The sequence below is a fragment of the Streptococcus sp. HJ1 genome (assembly GCF_052399005.1).
In the GTDB taxonomy this organism is placed as follows: domain Bacteria; phylum Bacillota; class Bacilli; order Lactobacillales; family Streptococcaceae; genus Streptococcus.
Genome location: NZ_CP199005.1, coordinates 292,354 through 309,763, shown reverse-complemented (window position 1 = coordinate 309,763; position 17,410 = coordinate 292,354). Strand labels below are relative to the sequence as shown.

The following is a 17,410-nucleotide window of genomic DNA, read 5'->3' as shown; positions in this document are numbered from 1 at the left end:
TATAGTATAATAGTACGGTGCAAAAAATGAATCACTGAATAGTAGGAAAGGATAGGGGATATGAAACAAGTTTTTCTCTCAACAACAACTGAATTTAAAGAGATCGACACGCTTGAACCGGGTACTTGGATCAACCTCGTCAATCCTACACAAAATGAATCGTTGGAAATCGCCAACGCCTTTGACATTGACATTGCCGACCTTCGAGCACCGCTCGATGCGGAAGAAATGTCCCGTATTACCATCGAAGATGAGTATACTTTGATCATCGTGGACGTTCCCATCACAGAGGAAAGAAACAATCGCACCTACTACGTTACGATTCCGCTGGGGATTATCATCACCGAGGAAACCATTATCACCACCTGCTTGGAATCCCTCCCCGTTCTCGATGTCTTTATCAACCGTAGACTGCGCAACTTTTACACCTTCATGCGTTCACGCTTTATCTTCCAGATTCTCTACCGCAACGCCGAACTTTACCTTACGGCCCTTCGTTCAATCGACCGTAAGAGTGAACAAATCGAAAGTCAACTTCACAAATCTACTCGAAACGAAGAGCTGATCGAGCTCATGGAATTGGAAAAAACCATCGTCTATTTCAAGGCCTCACTTAAGACGAACGAACGCGTGATTAAGAAATTGACCAGCGCAACTAGCAATATCAAGAAATACTTAGAGGACGAAGACCTACTCGAAGACACTCTGATTGAAACCCAACAGGCCATCGAGATGGCAGATATCTATGGAAATGTCCTTCACTCTATGACAGAGACCTTTGCCTCTATCATTTCCAACAACCAGAACAACATCATGAAAACCCTGGCTCTCGTGACCATTGTCATGTCTGTCCCAACCATGATCTTCTCAGCCTATGGAATGAACTTCAAGGATAATGAAATCCCTTTGAACGGTGAGCCACACGCCTTCTGGTTAATCGTCTTTATCGCCTTTGCTATGAGTGTTTCGCTCACTCTCTATCTCATCCATAAAAAATGGTTCTAAGAGGAATCCCTATGTCTCAGATTGATTTACAAAATTTAACTAAGAAAAACCAAGAGTTTATCCACATCGCTACCCAACAATTTATCAAAGATGGTAAAACAGACGCTGAAATCAAGGCTATCTTTGAGGAAGTCATTCCTCAAATCCTTGAAGAGCAAGCCAAGGGGACGACTGCTCGTTCCCTCTATGGCGCTCCAACTCACTGGGCTCATAGCTTCACTGTCAAGGAGCAATACGAAAAAGAGCATCCAAAAGAAAATGACGATCCAAAACTCATGATTATGGACTCAGCCCTTTTTATCACCAGTCTCTTTGCATTGGTTAGCGCTCTGACTACCTTCTTCTCTACAGATCAGGCTATTGGCTATGGGTTGATTACCCTCTTGTTGGTTGGACTTGTAGGAGGACTTGCCTTCTACTTGATGTACTACTTTGTCTACCAGTACTATGGACCAGACACAGACCGTAGCCAACGTCCTCCATTCTGGAAGTCAATCCTCGTTATCCTGGCTTCTATGGTCCTTTGGTTGGTTGTCTTCTTTGCAACAAGCTTCCTACCAGCAAACCTCAATCCAGTCCTTGCTCCATTGCCTTTGGCTATCCTAGGGGCTGCTCTTCTCTCCCTTCGCTTCTATCTCAAGAAACGTTTCAACATCCGAAGTGCAAGCGCGGGCCCATCACGTTATTAAGAAAAGTGAAAAGCTATGGCATATAGTCAATCTTTAGCTCAGCAGATTCGAAAAATTCTAGCACTCAAACTTCCTCCCCAAATTTTCGAAGAAGAGTTAGAAGAAAAGAAACTGTTTGGTGGCCTGGCCTTTATGATTCGTGGGAAAATGGTCCTTACAGTCAGTTCCAGAAAGGACGAGCTGGTTATGGTGAGAATTGGCAAAGAAATGGAAAAGCAAGTTCTACCCCGAACAGGAGCTCATACTACATTGATGAGAGGGCGACCTTATCATGGCTATATAGACCTAGATATCGAAGGTCAGAAAGAACTGCCTTACTGGATTGATTTAGCCCTCTCCTATAATCAAGAATTGACCAAGTAACTCATATCTAGTGAGATTAGAGATTAGAAAAACGAAAAGCAACTGCACAGGCGGTTGCTTTTTCACTTGCTTTCTTGAGATTCAATAGCACTTCTGAGTCTCATTCTTGTAGTTTCCTCTCATCTTTTGTGATAGAATAGGCTCATACTCAATGAAAATCAAAGAGCAAACTAGGAAGCTAGCCGCAGGCTGTACTTGAGTACGGCAAGGCAAAGCTGACGTGGTTTGAATTTGATTTTCGAAGAGTATCAATCTATTTCTAGGAGGATGAGATATGATTTCTACTATTGGTATCGTTAGTTTGTCTAGCGGTGTTATCGGAGAGAATTTTGTCAAACACGAAGTCGATTTGGGTCTCCAACGTCTCAAGGATTTGGGACTCAATCCTGTCTTTTTGCCCCATTCGCTAAAAGGGTTAGACTTTATCAAGGACCATCCTGAAGCACGTGCAGAGGATTTGATGCAGGCCTTTTCGGATGATAGCATCGACATGATCCTCTGCGCCATCGGTGGGGATGATACCTATCGCTTGCTACCCTACCTTTTTGAAAACGACCAGCTCCAAAAGGTTATCCAACAAAAGATTTTTCTTGGCTTCTCGGATACAACCATGAACCACCTTATGTTGCACAAACTAGGGATCAAGACTTTTTATGGGCAATCCTTTCTAGCAGACATTTGTGAATTAGACAATGAGATGTTACCCTATAGCTTTCACTACTTTAAAGAATTGATCAAGACAGGAAGAATCTCAGAAATCCGCCCTAGCGACCTTTGGTATGAGGAACGGACTGATTTTAGTCCCAAGGCTCTGGGAACAGCTCGTATCAGTCATGTAAATACAGGCTTTGATTTGTTGCAAGGAAATGCTCAGTTTGAGGGAGAAATTCTCGGTGGTTGCCTTGAGTCCCTCTATGATATCTTTGACAATTCTCGATACGCAGACAGCACAGTTCTCTGCCAAAAATACAAACTTTTTCCTGACTTATGTGACTGGGAAGGAAAGATTCTCTTGCTAGAAACAAGCGAAGAAAAGCCTGAACCTGATGATTTCAAAAAAATGTTGCGGACTTTAAAGGACACGGGGATATTTGGGGTTATCAGTGGACTCTTGGTCGGAAAGCCAATGGATGAAACCTTCTATGACGACTATAAGGAAGCACTATTGGATATCATTGATAACAATATCCCGATTGTCTATAATCTGAATGTCGGTCACGCAACTCCAAGAGCCATTGTGCCCTTTGGCGTTCACGCTTATGTGGATACACAGAAGCAAGTCATTCGCTTTGACGATAACAAAAAATAAACAATTTCTCCATTTTTGTGTTTTGGTATTGATTTTCGTTACAATTTGTGTCTGAATTTATTGCATTTTGCTTATTTCTATGATATCTTTTTAAAGGAGGTGTATATGACTAAACAAAAAATAAATCAAATTGTCGGTTCAATTGGAGCCTTTATCGGGATTGTTGTATTTATCGCCTACATCCCACAAATTTTTGCCAATTTACAAGGCAACAAAGCTCAACCATTCCAGCCTTTATCCGCAGCAGTATCTTGTTTAATTTGGGTTATTTATGGATGGACAAAAGAACCTAAGAAGGATTGGATACTAATTATTCCAAACTCAGCTGGCGTTGTCTTAGGTGGACTGACATTTCTCACTGCACTATAAAAATTACTAGCATATAATCAAAAAGCTGAGAGGAATTTCTCAGCTTTTTTCTATATTCTCAGATAATTAGACGCCTGCACTCACTAATTTCCGTTTTTCCATTCACAATCATTCTCGTGGTCGTCAATCAAACCTGCTGCTTGTAGAAAAGATAAAACGGCAACTGGGCCTGTGAACTTGAAACCTTGTTTTTTTAGATCTTTAGCTAATTTTTCAGACAAGGCTGTTTTAGCAGGTGCTAGGTGATAGTCAGGAACATCATTCACGATCGTTTTCCCCTTAACAAAGGACCAGAGATAAGCATCAAAAGAGCCAAAGGTTTTCTGGATTTGTAAAAATGCTTGGGCGTTGGCACGCGTCGCAAAGAGCTTGGCACGATTTCGGATGATGGCTGGATTCTCTAACAAGGCTTCCAACTCCCCATCTGTCATTTCCGCGACCGCTTGAATTTGATAGCCATGAAATGCTTCTCGGAATCCTTGGCGTTTGTTGAGCACGGTTTCCCAAGAAAGACCAGCCTGATAGGTTTCCATGCAAAGCAACTCAAAAAGTGCTTGGTCATCATGGAGGGGTTGGCCCCACTCTTCATCATGATAGGCCACATATAATGGGTTGTTCATTTTAACCCAACCACAGCGTTTTGTCATAAAAATCTCCTATTTGACCAACATCTTAAGGGCCGACTTGATATAGTTCTCAGCTGTATCTGTTGTTCCTTCAAAGAATTTCTTGATTTTCTTGAGCTCAGTCGCCTTGTAGCCCAGTGCCAACATGGCTTCCATGGCTTCTTCCAGTTCTTGGTTTTCAGCACAGGCTTGTACTGCGACTTTGGCAGGAAGGTCATCACTAGCCACAACTACCTTGCCTTCCAAGTCCAGCACCATCTGCTGGGCCGTTTTCTTACCGATTTTAGGGAACTTAGTCAAGTAGGTGATGTTCTTAGTTTCAATCGCCTGAACCAAGCCAGCATTGTCATCGGCAGCAATAATAGCAAGAGCTGACACAGGACCAATCCCAGAAACCGAAATCAGACTAAGAAAGAGCTTCTTCTCATCTTCTGAGCGAAAGCCGTAAAGCAGATGGGCATCCTCACGGACAACTTGGTGCACATAAATCTGAGTTTCTTGATTAACCTGACCTGAGTAAGCATAAGGATTGGCTACATGCAAGATATAGCCGACACCATTGGCCTCAAGAACGATATATTTAGCAGTGATTTTGGAAATGATTCCTTTTAGATATTCGTACATAGTTTTTTCTCCATTATTTTGCCTATCTAGTATACCATATTTCCCCAAGACAGACTGCAACAAAAGGTGCAACCTCTGGTTGACAAATAGTACAGGAGATTGTATTCTCATTATAAGTAAAAATTGTTAGGATAGAAGTAGAAAAAGGAGGATAGAATGATGAAACTCGCAGAAAAACTATTTGAACTCAGAAAGAAAAAAGGTTGGTCCCAGGAAAAGCTAGCAGAACAAATCAATGTTTCTCGGCAAAGCATCTCAAAATGGGAGTCTGGTCAAGTCCTTCCAGAAATCGAAAAAATCATTGAATTAAGCAAGATTTTCCAAGTAACAACTGACTATCTACTACTGGATGAAAATTCTGAAAAAGGTTCCACAGCAGTGATCTTGGAAGAAGGCAAGGACAAATACTATAAAGAGGCTAAATCCTATGGCCTCTGGCAAGTGATTTATATTTTCGTCTTAGCTCTGGCTATCTATCTCGTTTTAGCCGGTTCTAGTTTCCCAGCCGAATTCACCGCCTGGATTTGGCTGACCTTCGTTCTTTTGATTGCTTCAGCAATTGCGATCAACAAGACTCTCAAAACCAAACAACGTTATCTTGATAAAGTGATTGGTCTTGAGAATCCTTCTGACAAAGATGACTCTAGAAAACCTTGAATCACCTAATTCCGTTTTCGCAATATTTTTTAGAACTGATCTTGTCAAGCAAGTGTAAACCTCATGGCAAGTTGCCATGTCCATTCAAAATTCCCACCATAGAAAAGCTAAAAAGCCTTGTTTGGAAAAAACAAAGGCTTTTTGTGTTCTTAATATTTCCCCAACTCACGAAGACTGGTGTGATTTTCCTGAATGCGTCGGAACATTTTTTCCATATCTGACTTGGTAAAATGCACCAAAACGGGACGTCCATGAGGACAGTTATAGGGATTGTCACATTGAGAAAGCTGATAAAGAAGCTGTCTGGCTGAGTGGTCATCGATACGATGATTTGCCTTGATAGACCGCTTGCAGGACATCATGATAGCCAGCTCTGCTCGGTATTTCTTGATCGAAACTTCCTTGGTCAAGAGTAGCATGTCGCACATTTCATAGATGCCTGACTCAATCTCTTCTTCTGCCATCCAAATAGGATGTTCACGCAGGATAAATTGATTTTCCCCGTACTCTGCTAGAAAGACACCCACTTCCTCTAAAAGAGGCATTCTTTCCTTGAGACGAAGGGCATCATCCGCAGGAAATTCAAAGATATAGGGCACTAGGAGTTGTTGCTGGCTCTGATCAACATTGCCAATGCTTTCACGGTATTCCTCGTACTTAACCCGTTCCTGAGCCGCATGCTGGTCAATGATATAGAGTCCATCTCGACCTTGGGCAAAGAGATAGGTCCCGTGCATTTGCCCGAAAAATTCCAACTCTGGGAAGCTTGACGATTCTTCTCGCTCCAGCTTGTCATAGGCCTTATCGAGACTGGCAAGGTCTAACTCTGGGTGGTCTAGTTGGTCATAGCTGACAGGTTTTCTCTCTGCAAAATGGAGTTTTGTCTGCTTAGTCAGCTGGTCCAATGTTTCCTTGGCAAACAGGGTTAAATCCTGTCTTTCTTCAGTCAAGTCTACTTGATGGTCTGAAACCTCAACTTGAGTTGGTCTTGTTACTTCTGTTTGTTCATAGTAGAGTGTGTTTTCTTTGAGTGGAAGAATAGTCTGCTCTACCTTTTGACGATTACGCACAGTAGATTTGGCCAGATTTTCTAAAGCATCAGGAATCAAGGCTTGTTCCTTGAGACTATTTGAAATAGCTTCTGAAACCAGCGCCATCAGTTCTCTTTCCTTAGAAATCCGCACTTCTTGCTTGGTTGGATGCACATTGACATCAGCTAGATAGGGGTCGATATGGATGTGAATGACAGCCAGTGGAAAGCGACCTACCATAAGCTTGCTTCCATAACCGTCAAGAATAGCGCGATTGAGCAAGAAGTTCTTGATATAACGGCCATTGATGAAGAGGCTGATATAGTTGCGATTAGCTCGAGTCAACTCAGGCAGAGACACAAAACCTGTAATTTCAAAGTCTAAATCCGAATTCTCAATGGCTATCATCTTCTTTGCACTCGCCAAACCATAAATTCCTGCGATGGCTTGACGCAGTTGACCAGTCCCTGCTGTCCGCGTCATTTCCTTGCCATCACTAATCAAACTGAAGGAAATCTCAGGATGAGCCAATCCCAGACGGTTGACAATATCAATGATATGAGACAGCTCCGCTTGCTGGCTCTTCATATACTTGAGTCGGGCAGGTGTATTGAAAAAGAGGTCCTCCACACAAACCTTGGTCCCCACAGGACTTGTCGCTGGGATAATTTCTTCGACTTCTCCCCCACGCGCAACGAGCTTGGTCCCATGACTCGCACCACCCACCGCCGTCAACAGAGTCAAGACACTGACAGAAGCGATAGAGGGCAGGGCTTCCCCACGAAAACCAAGCGTCCGAATCCGAAAGAGGTCTGCTTGATTTTTTATCTTACTGGTCGCATGTCGACGCAAGGCCAATTCCACCTCATCGTGGGCAATTCCATGACCATTATCGGTGATTTGGATTTTCTTGAGACCGGATTCCTCGATCTCAATGATAATCTGGCTAGAACCCGCGTCAATGGCATTTTCTACCAATTCTTTGACCACACTGGCAGGACGTTCAATCACTTCTCCTGCCGCGATTTGGTTTGCCAGCACCTCTGGCAATTCAATAATATGAGACATCTTTCAGCCCCTTTCTGTATCTATTTTCCTAGAAATTGATTAGTGCTATTATACCATATTTCAGATGCTACCAGAAAAAGCAAATACCACATAGACTCCAAATCTCTCCACATAGACAAAAGCTCTTGCCATGGGTCGTAAAATAGTGTTTAATAAAGGTGTACAGGAAGTGATCACAACCTTGTATAACTGAAAAGGAGGGAAGTTTATGAAAGTAGAACTACAGATTAAGGAGACTTACGAGGAGGAAAAGCTGATTGTCCAAGCACCTAAATCAACTGAAAAAGTCCAGAAAGTCATCGAGTTCGCAGAAAATCTTGACCAAAAAGAAACAATCAAAGGAAAGATTGATGATCAGGTCTATCTAGTTAAGATTTGTAAGATACAACGCTTCTATATCGAGAATCGCAAGGTTCTAGCAGAAACTGCATCTCAGACCTATACCATTGATTCGCGTCTCTATCAAGTTCTTGACATTCTGCCGACCACTTTTATCCAAATTTCCCAATCAGAAATCGTCAATATCGACTCGATCTCTCATCTCAAGCTCACGCCCAACGGTCTGGTTGAAATTTTCTTAAAAAATGAAAGCTTCACCTACTCTTCACGCCGTTACCTAAAAACCATCAAGGAGAAATTAGAACTATGAAAAAACAAATCTTTCACGATGCAGCAGCTGGTGTACTTATCGGCCTCATCCTCTCTATCCTTTTTTCACTCATTTATGCACCAAATACCTATGCCCCGCTGAGCCCCGAGTCTCTTATCGGCCAAGCGATGGCTCAACATCAGATTCACGGTGCTCTAGTCTTGCTCTACTGCATGATCATCTGGTCAGCTATCGGCGTTCTCTTTAGCTTTGGCAGTCGCTTATTCAGCCGTGACTGGAGCTTACTCCGTGCAACACTTTCCCATTTCTTCCTCATGCTGGCTGGCTTTGTCCCACTAGCGACTCTGGCTGGTTGGTTCCCCTTCCACTGGACCTTCTATCTCCAGCTCATTCCAGAGTTTGCGATCGTCTACCTTATCATCTGGGTTATTCTCTATAAAAGAGAAGCAAAAAAAGTAGACCACATTAATCAACTCTTGGCTCATAAAAAATAATAGAAAAAAATCCCACTCACAAACACATGAGTGGGCTCTTTTTATAACTTTTGTTTGAACTCGACTAAGACATTCATAGCCTGCATAGGTGTTATGTTGTACACATCCAGTTGTGCTAATTCTGCTAGGATAGGATGTTCTTCAGGCGCATCAAAGAGTGACAGCTGTTCAGTAACAGCACTTGTTTCTCTCATCGGAACAGGACTTTCCGTCCCTTGATTCTCCAGTTGAGTCAATATCTTATCCGCCCTTGCTAAAAGTTCTGCTGGTAAACCAGCAATCTTAGCAACGTGGATACCATAGGATTTGTCAGCTGGTCCTGGTTCGATCTTGTGAAGGAAGGTGACCTGTCCATCCTGTTCTAAGGTTGCCACATGGACATTAACCAAGTGTTCCAAACTGGACTCCAGACTTGTCAACTCATGGTAGTGGGTCGCAAAGAGGGTTTTGGCTCCGATATGTTCATGAATGTATTCGATGATGGACTGGGCAAGAGCCATTCCGTCATAAGTTGCAGTTCCGCGTCCCAATTCATCAAAGACAATCAAGGAATCCTTGGTCGCATGCGAAATGGCATTGTTGGCCTCCATCATCTCTACCATGAAGGTTGATTGACCTGAAACCAAGTCATCTGCTGCTCCGATACGGGTAAAGATAGCATCGAAGATAGGCAAATGGGCGCTTTCTGCCGGCACATACGAGCCTAGCTGGGCCATAACCGCCATCATGGCTAGTTGGCGCATATAGGTGGACTTCCCGCTCATGTTGGGTCCCGTAATCAGTTGAATGCTGGTATCTTCTGACATCTGGATACTGTTTGGAATATAGGTCTGAGCTCCCATGACCTTTTCGACGACAGCATGGCGCCCTTTTTGGATATCTATTTGTGAATCCTCTCCAAACTCAGGTCTGATCAAATGCTGGGTTTCAGCCACAACTGCGAGACTTTGCAAGACATCAACCGTCGCAATTCCTTGGGCTAGAGCCTGCAAACGCTGGATGTACTTGCTGACTTCCTCACGGATACGCATAAAGATTTCATATTCTAGGTTGGCTGACTTCTCACGTGCCTCCAACATATCCCCCTCGATACGAGCTAATTCCTCGGTCCCAAAGCGTTCTGAGTTTTTCAGTGTCGCCTTGCGGAAAAAGTGGGATGGCACATTTCCCAGTTGCGAATTGGTCACATGGAAATAGTAGCCGTCCTTTTTATTGTAGTCAATCTTAAGCGTGCTGATACCAGAGTTTTCCCGCTCCTTAGCCTCAATCTCAGCAATCCAGCTAGTCCCTTCTCTGAGGACACGACGGTATTTATCCAAGGTCTCATCAAATCCCGTCCGAATAATACCACCTTCCGTAATCACGTGAGGGGCTTCAGGGGCAATCGCTGTGCTAATCAAACTCTCTAACTCTGGAATGGCATCCAACTGTGCGATGAGATAAGCTAAAGCAGGCTGCTCCATTCCCTCTAAAATCGCACGAATCCGTGGCACACTAGATAAGGTAGTCGCCAATTGCAAGAGATCCTTGGGATTGGTCTTGCCAAAAGAAACCCGACTAGCCAAACGTTCGATATCATAAACACCCTTGAGACTGTCTGTCAAATCGCTACGCTCAAAGAAGTGGTCAAGAAAGACCTGCACCACCTCTTGACGTTGGACGATTCGCTCCTTATCAATCAAGGGACGATGAATCCAAGAACGCAAGAGACGCATCCCCATAGCCGTTTTGGTTTCATCCAAAAGCCAGAAAAGACTGCCTTGCTTCTTACCTGAACGGGCATTCTCAACCAAATCCAGACTAGCCTTGGTCGCATAATCCATCTGCAAGAAATCTTTGATTTCATAGCGGATAACTGGTTTGAGGTGGTTCAATTCCCGCATCTGGGTCCGATGAATATACTGGAGTAGCTTACTAGCTGCTGCTTGCTCCACAGCTGCCAATCGTGGATCTAGTAAATGAAGGTCCTCAAAGCCTTCTTTCTCATAAGAAAGCACCAAATTCATCTGACGGCTGAGGATTTGTTCTTCTTCCTCAGACAAGTCATAACCCAGCACCACTTCTCGAGCCTTGAGGTTACGGATTTCCCCACAAACCAGCGTGAAATCTAAAAGACCTGTCACATAAAAATCACCCGTCACCAGATCCATATAAGCCAGACCAAATTGATTGCCATCACGGTCTATAGCAACCAAGAAATTATTCTGACTATCCGGCTTACTGCTATCAACGACCGTTCCAGGTGTGATGACCTGGACCACCTCTCGCTTGACAACACCAACTGCTTGTTTGGGATCTTCCATCTGCTCGGCTATGGCTACCTTATAGCCCTGCTCAATCAGAACATCGATATACTGCTGGGCAGAATGATAGGGGACACCCGCCATGGGTATCGGATTTTCTGCATTTTTATTCCGACTCGTTAAGGAAATCTCTAAAATCTGTGCTGCATTAATTGCATCTTCATAAAACAACTCGTAAAAATCACCCATTCGAAAAAGCAAAAAAGCATCTGGGTATTGTTTCTTAATATCCACATACTGTTGCATGCCGGGTGATAGCTTTTCTGTTGCCATTTTCCGTCTCTCCTTGCTAAAAATAAGTCTTGAGAGCAACTCCCAAGACCTTATTTATCTTTCATCAAATCTAGCAAACGATCTTCCATCAGCTTGGCAACGTGCTGGTCTCGACAAATAACCAATAAGGTATTAGCACCAGCAACCGTTCCTAAAATCCATTCATCCTTGTTTGCATCTACAATGTTTGCTAAGACTGCAGCTTCCCCAAGTTTGGTATGCAGTACCAAGGTAAACTCTGCTCTTGCAACTCCTTCTAAATGATGAGACAAAAACTCAACTAAATCAATCTTATCTGTCTCATTTGCTAGTACATAATACACCATATCATTTTTCTTAACCTTGGTCAAGCCGATTTCACGCAAATCACGTGACAAAGTCGTTTGTGTCACATAAACATTACGAGCTTCTAAACGATCTTGAATCTCTTTTTGTGTCCCAAGTTTTTCTTCGGTGATCATCTTTTTAATCAATTGATGCCGTTCTCTTTTTCTCATATTATCCTCTTAAGTGAATATTTATAACAAGTTTTACATTTATTTTATAACTACATTATACCAAAAAAAATAGATAATTCAAAAAAATTCTTTTCTTTCTCAAAAAATGTAGTAAATTGTGTTAAAATAGTAAAAAAGCCCAAAAGGAGCCCTTATGAATACAAAAGAATTGATTGCTAGCGAGTTGGCTAGCGTCATTGATAGCCTGGACCAAGAGGCTATTTTAAATTTGCTGGAAACACCTAAAAACTCAGAAATGGGAGACATCGCCTTCCCTGCCTTTTCTCTAGCAAAGGTCGAGCGTAAAGCTCCGCAAATGATTGCAGCAGATATTGCTGAAAAAATCAATAGTCAAGCCTTTGAAAAGGTTGTCGCTACTGGACCTTACGTCAACTTTTTCCTCGATAAATCTGCTATTTCGGCTCAGGTATTAAAGGATGTTATCACTGAAAAAGAGCACTATGCCGACCAAACCATTGGCAAGCAAGAAAATATCGTTATCGACATGTCTAGTCCTAATATCGCAAAACCATTCTCTATTGGTCACCTGCGCTCAACGGTTATCGGAGATAGCTTGTCACATATTTTCCAAAAAATCGGTTATCAAACGGTCAAGGTCAACCACCTAGGAGACTGGGGCAAACAGTTTGGAATGTTGATCGTTGCCTACAAGAAATGGGGAAATGAGGAAGCCGTTAAAGCGCATCCAATCGATGAACTTCTTAAACTCTACGTTCGCATCAATGCTGAAGCTGAAAAAGATCCTAGCTTGGATGAAGAAGCACGCGAATGGTTCCGCAAACTGGAAAATGGAGATGAGGAAGCTCTCGCTCTCTGGCAATGGTTCCGTGATGAAAGTTTAGTGGAATTCAACCGCCTTTACAATGAATTGCAAGTCAAATTTGACAGCTACAACGGGGAAGCTTTTTACAATGATAAGATGGATGCTGTTGTAGACATTCTCGCTGAAAAAGGACTTCTTGTTGAGTCAGAGGGAGCCCAAGTTGTCAATCTTGAGAAATATGGAATTGAACACCCAGCCCTTATCAAAAAATCTGATGGTGCAACTCTCTATATCACACGTGACTTGGCTGCAGCCCTTTACCGTAAAAACGAATACCAATTTGCAAAATCCATCTATGTTGTTGGTCAAGAGCAATCTGCCCACTTCAAACAACTCAAGGCAGTACTACAAGAGATGGGCTACGATTGGAGCCAAGACATTGTCCATGTTCCGTTTGGATTGGTAACAAAAGAAGGGAAAAAACTCTCTACTCGTAAAGGAAATGTCATCTTGCTAGAGCCTACTATTGCAGAGGCTGTTAGTCGTGCCAAGGCCCAAATCGAAGCGAAAAATCCTGAGTTAGAAAATAAAGACCAAGTTGCCCACGCTGTTGGAGTTGGGGCTATCAAGTTCTATGATCTTAAGACCGACCGTACAAATGGATATGACTTCGACCTTGAAGCTATGGTATCCTTTGAAGGAGAAACTGGACCTTACGTTCAATACGCCTACGCTCGTATCCAATCTATCTTGCGCAAAGCCGATTTCAAACCAGATGCAGCTGGCAACTACAGCTTGAACGATGCTGAGAGCTGGGAAATCATTAAACTACTCCAAGACTTCCCACGTATTATCAATCGTGCAGCAGATAACTTTGAACCTTCTATCATTGCGAAATTTGCGATTAGTCTGGCTCAAGCCTTTAACAAATATTATGCACATACACGTATCCTAGATGAAAGTCCTGAGCGCGACAGTCGTCTAGCCCTCAGCTACGCAACCGCAGTCGTCCTCAAAGAAGCTCTTCGTTTGCTCGGAGTAGAAGCGCCGGAGAAGATGTAAATCGCCAAAGTTACTTGATTGCGGAGCAATCTAAGTAACTAACGCCAAATCCTATTCGGACTTTGGCTAGGCGCTTCACTAGTCATGGCCCCTAAATATAATCGATTTAGAGGCCATGACGTCGTAACTATGGTGATTTGGCTTGGCACTTTACTAATTCGATCTATTCACTACTATTTATTTATCACACTGGGAGATTTCCTATGAACCAATATGCTTATATCCTCGTTGTACTTAGCTTGGTTTTCCTTTTTCTGCTCAATAAGTACGAGAAGGAAAGACTTCAAAGACTCTACCAAGAGCAACTCTTGAAGGATGAGACATTTAGGTCTGACATCAAAGAGAAAATTCACACGACTGAAAATATCAATGATGTCATTGCACATATCAATAAAACTTACCATCTGGGAATGTTGCTCTCAAAAGACGTTACAGATCAATTGAAATAATCAAAATCCGAGAAGCTTTCTTCTCGGATTTTTTAGGATTACCATATTTCCCTTGGAGAAATTTCATTAATGCATGTAAAGTTTTCTGTAATTTTCTGTATTTTTTCAAAATGTTCTTGCATTTCCTTTAAGTTTTTTGTAGAATAGTAGCTATCTATTCAGATTATTCTGAAAATTCAAAAATAGGAGTACTTATTCAGTATCCTACCGGGCAGGCAGTTGAAGCCACTTCAGCCAAGTACATTTCTCAATTTGTGGGTATGTATGCCTCTGTTCTTGGAGAATGGTCCCGTTATTTGATTACCTTTATCGCCTTTCTTTGTATCTTTGGAACGGTCATAACCGTTATTGATGGTTACTCTCGTGTCAATCAGGAATCGCTGCGACTCTTGATTCGTCAAAAAGAGGATACTCGCAAATCTGTGAACATCTGGATGACCATTACCGCTATCATTGGTATCGTCATCATTAAATTCTTTGCTGGTCAAGTTTCCACCATGCTTCGCTTCGCCATGATCGGTTCTTTCCTGACAACACCATTCTTCGCTCTTTTGAACTATGTATTGGTGACACGTGAGAATAAAAATCTTCCTTCTTAGCTAAAACTCCTCGCTATCGCAGGATTGATTTTCCTCTTTGGCTTTGCTATTTTCTTTATCTATGCACTTGCCATCGGAAAAGCAGGATAGTTTATAAAATGGCACCCTTACGGGGTGCTTTTTGCATACACGAAAAGCAGTTGAAAATCTCAACTGCCCCTCAGAACTACTTTATTTTTCTGTCTCTAACTCATACAAGTCCGCGATAATCGCTGCGACTTTTTTAATATCTCCCAGCATACCACGCATTTCAAAGTCTGCTAGGACCGGGAAGCCAAAGCGCTGGCTATACTGCTTGGCTGTTAGGCAGTATTGATTGTTAAAATTGCGGTTACCGGAACCCACTACCCCAAAACACTTACTAGCATTGTCTCCATAGGCGATAAAGTCGCCCACTGGAGTCGTTAGAATCTCAACATCGCCGTTATCGACACCATTTCCACCTTCCAGATAGGTCGGCAAGAAAGCGACATAGGGATGCTCCATTTCAAAGAATTCTTGGCCTTCCTTGACCAAATCCTTGATATGGATTTTTTGGACCTCAATTCCCTCATACTGAGACAAGAGATAGTCCTTGAGTCGGGTTACAAAACTCTCTGTATTCCCACTCAGACTGATATACACTAGGGATATTTTTTTCATGTTGACCTCTATTTTTTGTTTACGATTTAAAAAGAACTACCAAGATTGTAACTTGATAGTTCTTTTTTGTCAATACTTAGGCAACTTCTTCTGCTTCGACTTCTTCGGCCAAATCTTTTTGTTGGCGCCACATCTTGTAAAAGACTAAGGCTAAAAAGAGAACATTGATAATGATGAACAAAATATTCGTTCCTTGTGCAAATGCTCCCATTCCTAGGCCGAGGGTAGAATCTTTGATTAATTGAACCGCATCTTGAACGTTCATATAGCTATAAACCAAACCAACAATCGCTAGTAGAACATAGCCAATATAAGCATAGTTTGCGAATTGCACATTTTTACGTAGGAGAAATACAAAGGCTACTACAACTAAAATTGCAGATAAGACAATCAACAACGTATTAAAAATAGAGTGCGATGACGCTGTTACTTGGTAAGTATAGTTGACTGTGTCTTCTAATTGCTGAGCAGTAAGCGTCCCGCTATTCGCCAGGCTAGCACGAAGCACATCTTTACTTGGCAATGGACTCAAGATTCCAAATAATGACATAGATGAAATGAGGGCTGATAGGACTAACAAAACCCAAAGATAAATAGGATTCTTTTTCATATTTTCCTCCATAAGATATTTTGAACATTATAGCATTTTTTGTACAGGAATACAACTTTTACAAGCTAGTTTCAACTTGTTTCCGATAAGCTTTCGGTGATTTTCCGCACAATTTACGGAAAACCTTGTAGAAATATCCAACATTACTGTAGCCAACTGCATAGCAAATATCTTCGATACTATCACTGGTCGAAAGTAAGAGTTGCTGCGCTGCCTTAATTCGCTGTTTATTGAGCAATTCCGCAAAGGTTGAGTTGGTTTCCCTCTTGATCAGCTGACCGAGATAGACAGGATTGATAAAGAGATCCTTGCTAATATCCTTAAGTGAGAGCTCTTTCTGATAATCACGCCCAATCACCTCCAGCACGCTCACCACATTTTCATTCATGCGGTACTGGCCAAAGAACTTGGTCAAGGTTTCTTTGATATAGGCAACCAATTCTTCAAAGGTGTTAATGGCATGGATAGCTTTGACTATCTCGGTCATATCATCTGCTTTTAGGTGTTCAAATAAATGAAAGACATCCATGACAAACTGGGTAAAGAGCTGCTTCGTGATAGCCACGCGCGGGGTATTCTTCAAAACGATCTTCTCTAGCAGGGTTAATTCCTCGATGATTTGATTGATATTCCCTTGGATAATCACCCGATAAATCGGCTCGTAATAAGCAAACAAACTTTCGGATTTTTCTAGATTAACAGAACCGTAGAAGAGGGCTTTTTCAGCGTTGATCTTCCAATTCTCAAAGGACTGCTGGTAGGGTGCTTCAAATGGTGTCACGACGATGCCATCTAGCGGTTGATCAGAGATGAAAATCTGCCAGTCTTGCCCCAAAACATAGTAAGGAATGGTAAAAGACCCCTGCTTTTCCTTGGATAGACCAATCCACCAGCTGTCTTTACCTGACAGGTAGTTCGTAAATCCTGTCTCATCCAATTCTTGACTGAGGGTCTGACTTTGCTCCACCTTTTCCTGAAGCTGCTGCGCAATCTTTTCTAATAAATTGCCCAACTCCACCTTGTCTACTGGCTTGACCAGATAATCCACGACACTAAGGTTCATGGCTTTTTTGACGTAGTCAAACTCCTGATAACCAGACAGCAAGATATAATAGGTATCTGGAAGTAGCTCTTTCATTTCCCTAATCATCTCAAGTCCGGTCTTATCTGGCATGTTGACATCGGAAATGACCACATCTACTGGATTTTTCTTAACATAGTCCAAAGCATCATCTGCGTGATTAGCTGTTGCGACGACTTGCATATCCCATTTTTCAAAGGGGATTAATCGCTTGAGCCCCTCTGTCACCATGTACTCATCGTCTACTAATAAAACTTTATACATT

At 42.3% G+C, this 17,410-nt stretch carries 18 protein-coding genes and 1 pseudogene; 11 read left to right on the top strand and 8 right to left on the bottom strand.

All coding sequences use genetic code 11. The features are described 5' to 3' along the window. The first annotated feature begins 60 nt into the window (after positions 1-60). From ACT17O_RS01575 to ACT17O_RS01555, 5 genes are all read left to right on the top strand, one after another. Positions 61-1,005 carry a magnesium transporter CorA family protein gene (locus ACT17O_RS01575; RefSeq protein ID WP_000815620.1) on the top strand — a complete coding sequence of 315 codons (945 nt, stop codon included), beginning with the start codon at positions 61-63 and terminating at the stop codon, positions 1,003-1,005. An 11-nt stretch (positions 1,006-1,016) separates the two neighbouring features. Beyond that, positions 1,017-1,694: a DUF1129 domain-containing protein gene (locus ACT17O_RS01570; protein WP_444817589.1), complete on the top strand. Its 678-nt coding sequence runs from the start codon at positions 1,017-1,019 to the stop codon at positions 1,692-1,694. Between the two features lie 15 nt (positions 1,695-1,709). Continuing rightward, positions 1,710-2,057 (top strand): TfoX/Sxy family protein, encoded by a 348-nt coding sequence (locus tag ACT17O_RS01565; RefSeq protein ID WP_000331825.1) that lies wholly within the window; start codon positions 1,710-1,712, stop codon positions 2,055-2,057. A gap of 274 nt (positions 2,058-2,331) precedes the next feature. Continuing rightward, a complete protein-coding gene (locus tag ACT17O_RS01560; RefSeq protein WP_070837131.1) occupies positions 2,332-3,366 on the top strand; it encodes a S66 family peptidase in 1,035 nt (344 codons plus the stop codon). 105 nt (positions 3,367-3,471) lie between these two features. After that, positions 3,472-3,735 (top strand): SemiSWEET family transporter, encoded by a 264-nt coding sequence (locus ACT17O_RS01555; RefSeq protein WP_000166113.1) that lies wholly within the window; start codon positions 3,472-3,474, stop codon positions 3,733-3,735. An 83-nt stretch (positions 3,736-3,818) separates the two neighbouring features. Here the strand turns inward: ACT17O_RS01555 and ACT17O_RS01550 are convergent, their stop codons facing one another. After that, positions 3,819-4,382: a DNA-3-methyladenine glycosylase I gene (locus ACT17O_RS01550; RefSeq protein ID WP_444817588.1), complete on the bottom strand. Its 564-nt coding sequence runs from the start codon at positions 4,380-4,382 to the stop codon at positions 3,819-3,821. A 9-nt stretch (positions 4,383-4,391) separates the two neighbouring features. Further along, positions 4,392-4,985: a Holliday junction branch migration protein RuvA gene (gene ruvA / locus ACT17O_RS01545; RefSeq protein ID WP_033630432.1), complete on the bottom strand. Its 594-nt coding sequence runs from the start codon at positions 4,983-4,985 to the stop codon at positions 4,392-4,394. Between the two features lie 159 nt (positions 4,986-5,144). Between ruvA and ACT17O_RS01540 the strand changes: the two genes are divergently transcribed. Continuing rightward, the gene (locus ACT17O_RS01540) at positions 5,145-5,642 is read left to right on the top strand and encodes a helix-turn-helix domain-containing protein (RefSeq protein ID WP_247920994.1); all 498 of its coding nucleotides are present in this window, start codon (positions 5,145-5,147) and stop codon (positions 5,640-5,642) included. 149 nt (positions 5,643-5,791) lie between these two features. On the opposite strand, the gene mutL is transcribed toward ACT17O_RS01540, so the two are convergent. Beyond that, a complete protein-coding gene (gene mutL, locus ACT17O_RS01535) occupies positions 5,792-7,741 on the bottom strand; it encodes a DNA mismatch repair endonuclease MutL (RefSeq protein ID WP_444817587.1) in 1,950 nt (649 codons plus the stop codon). Between the two features lie 208 nt (positions 7,742-7,949). Here mutL and ACT17O_RS01530 point away from each other — a divergent pair, with 208 nt between their 5' ends. Beyond that, positions 7,950-8,390, top strand: a complete 441-nt coding sequence (locus tag ACT17O_RS01530) for a LytTR family DNA-binding domain-containing protein (RefSeq protein WP_444817586.1) — start codon at positions 7,950-7,952, stop codon at positions 8,388-8,390. Then, positions 8,387-8,845, top strand: coding sequence for a DUF3021 domain-containing protein (locus ACT17O_RS01525; RefSeq protein ID WP_444817585.1), 459 nt, complete (start codon positions 8,387-8,389; stop codon positions 8,843-8,845). The genes ACT17O_RS01530 and ACT17O_RS01525 overlap by 4 nt, the downstream gene beginning before the upstream one ends. A gap of 41 nt (positions 8,846-8,886) precedes the next feature. On the opposite strand, the gene mutS is transcribed toward ACT17O_RS01525, so the two are convergent. Together mutS and argR are read right to left on the bottom strand one after the other, a co-directional pair. Then, positions 8,887-11,421, bottom strand: a complete 2,535-nt coding sequence (gene mutS / locus ACT17O_RS01520; RefSeq protein WP_444817584.1) for a DNA mismatch repair protein MutS — start codon at positions 11,419-11,421, stop codon at positions 8,887-8,889. A 50-nt stretch (positions 11,422-11,471) separates the two neighbouring features. After that, positions 11,472-11,918 carry an arginine repressor gene (gene argR / locus ACT17O_RS01515; protein ID WP_001231483.1) on the bottom strand — a complete coding sequence of 149 codons (447 nt, stop codon included), beginning with the start codon at positions 11,916-11,918 and terminating at the stop codon, positions 11,472-11,474. 154 nt (positions 11,919-12,072) lie between these two features. On the opposite strand from argR, the gene argS reads away from it, so the two are divergent. The 3 genes and pseudogenes from argS to ACT17O_RS01500 form a co-directional block, all read left to right on the top strand. Beyond that, complete coding sequence (gene argS / locus ACT17O_RS01510) at positions 12,073-13,764, top strand: arginine--tRNA ligase (RefSeq protein WP_339293702.1); 1,692 nt, start codon at positions 12,073-12,075, stop codon at positions 13,762-13,764. 203 nt (positions 13,765-13,967) lie between these two features. After that, positions 13,968-14,213 carry a hypothetical protein gene (locus ACT17O_RS01505; RefSeq protein ID WP_061587219.1) on the top strand — a complete coding sequence of 82 codons (246 nt, stop codon included), beginning with the start codon at positions 13,968-13,970 and terminating at the stop codon, positions 14,211-14,213. Between the two features lie 182 nt (positions 14,214-14,395). Further along, positions 14,396-14,902, top strand: a pseudogene (locus ACT17O_RS01500) (divalent metal cation transporter); the annotation flags it as partial. An 81-nt stretch (positions 14,903-14,983) separates the two neighbouring features. Here the strand turns inward: ACT17O_RS01500 and nrdI are convergent. The 3 genes from nrdI to ACT17O_RS01485 form a co-directional block, all read right to left on the bottom strand. After that, positions 14,984-15,454 carry a class Ib ribonucleoside-diphosphate reductase assembly flavoprotein NrdI gene (gene nrdI / locus ACT17O_RS01495; protein ID WP_000724244.1) on the bottom strand — a complete coding sequence of 157 codons (471 nt, stop codon included), beginning with the start codon at positions 15,452-15,454 and terminating at the stop codon, positions 14,984-14,986. 76 nt (positions 15,455-15,530) lie between these two features. Next, a complete protein-coding gene (locus ACT17O_RS01490) occupies positions 15,531-16,064 on the bottom strand; it encodes an ABC transporter permease (RefSeq protein WP_371641209.1) in 534 nt (177 codons plus the stop codon). 58 nt (positions 16,065-16,122) lie between these two features. Further along, positions 16,123-17,409, bottom strand: a complete 1,287-nt coding sequence (locus ACT17O_RS01485; RefSeq protein ID WP_444817583.1) for a response regulator transcription factor — start codon at positions 17,407-17,409, stop codon at positions 16,123-16,125. Between the last annotated feature and the right edge of the window lies 1 nt (position 17,410).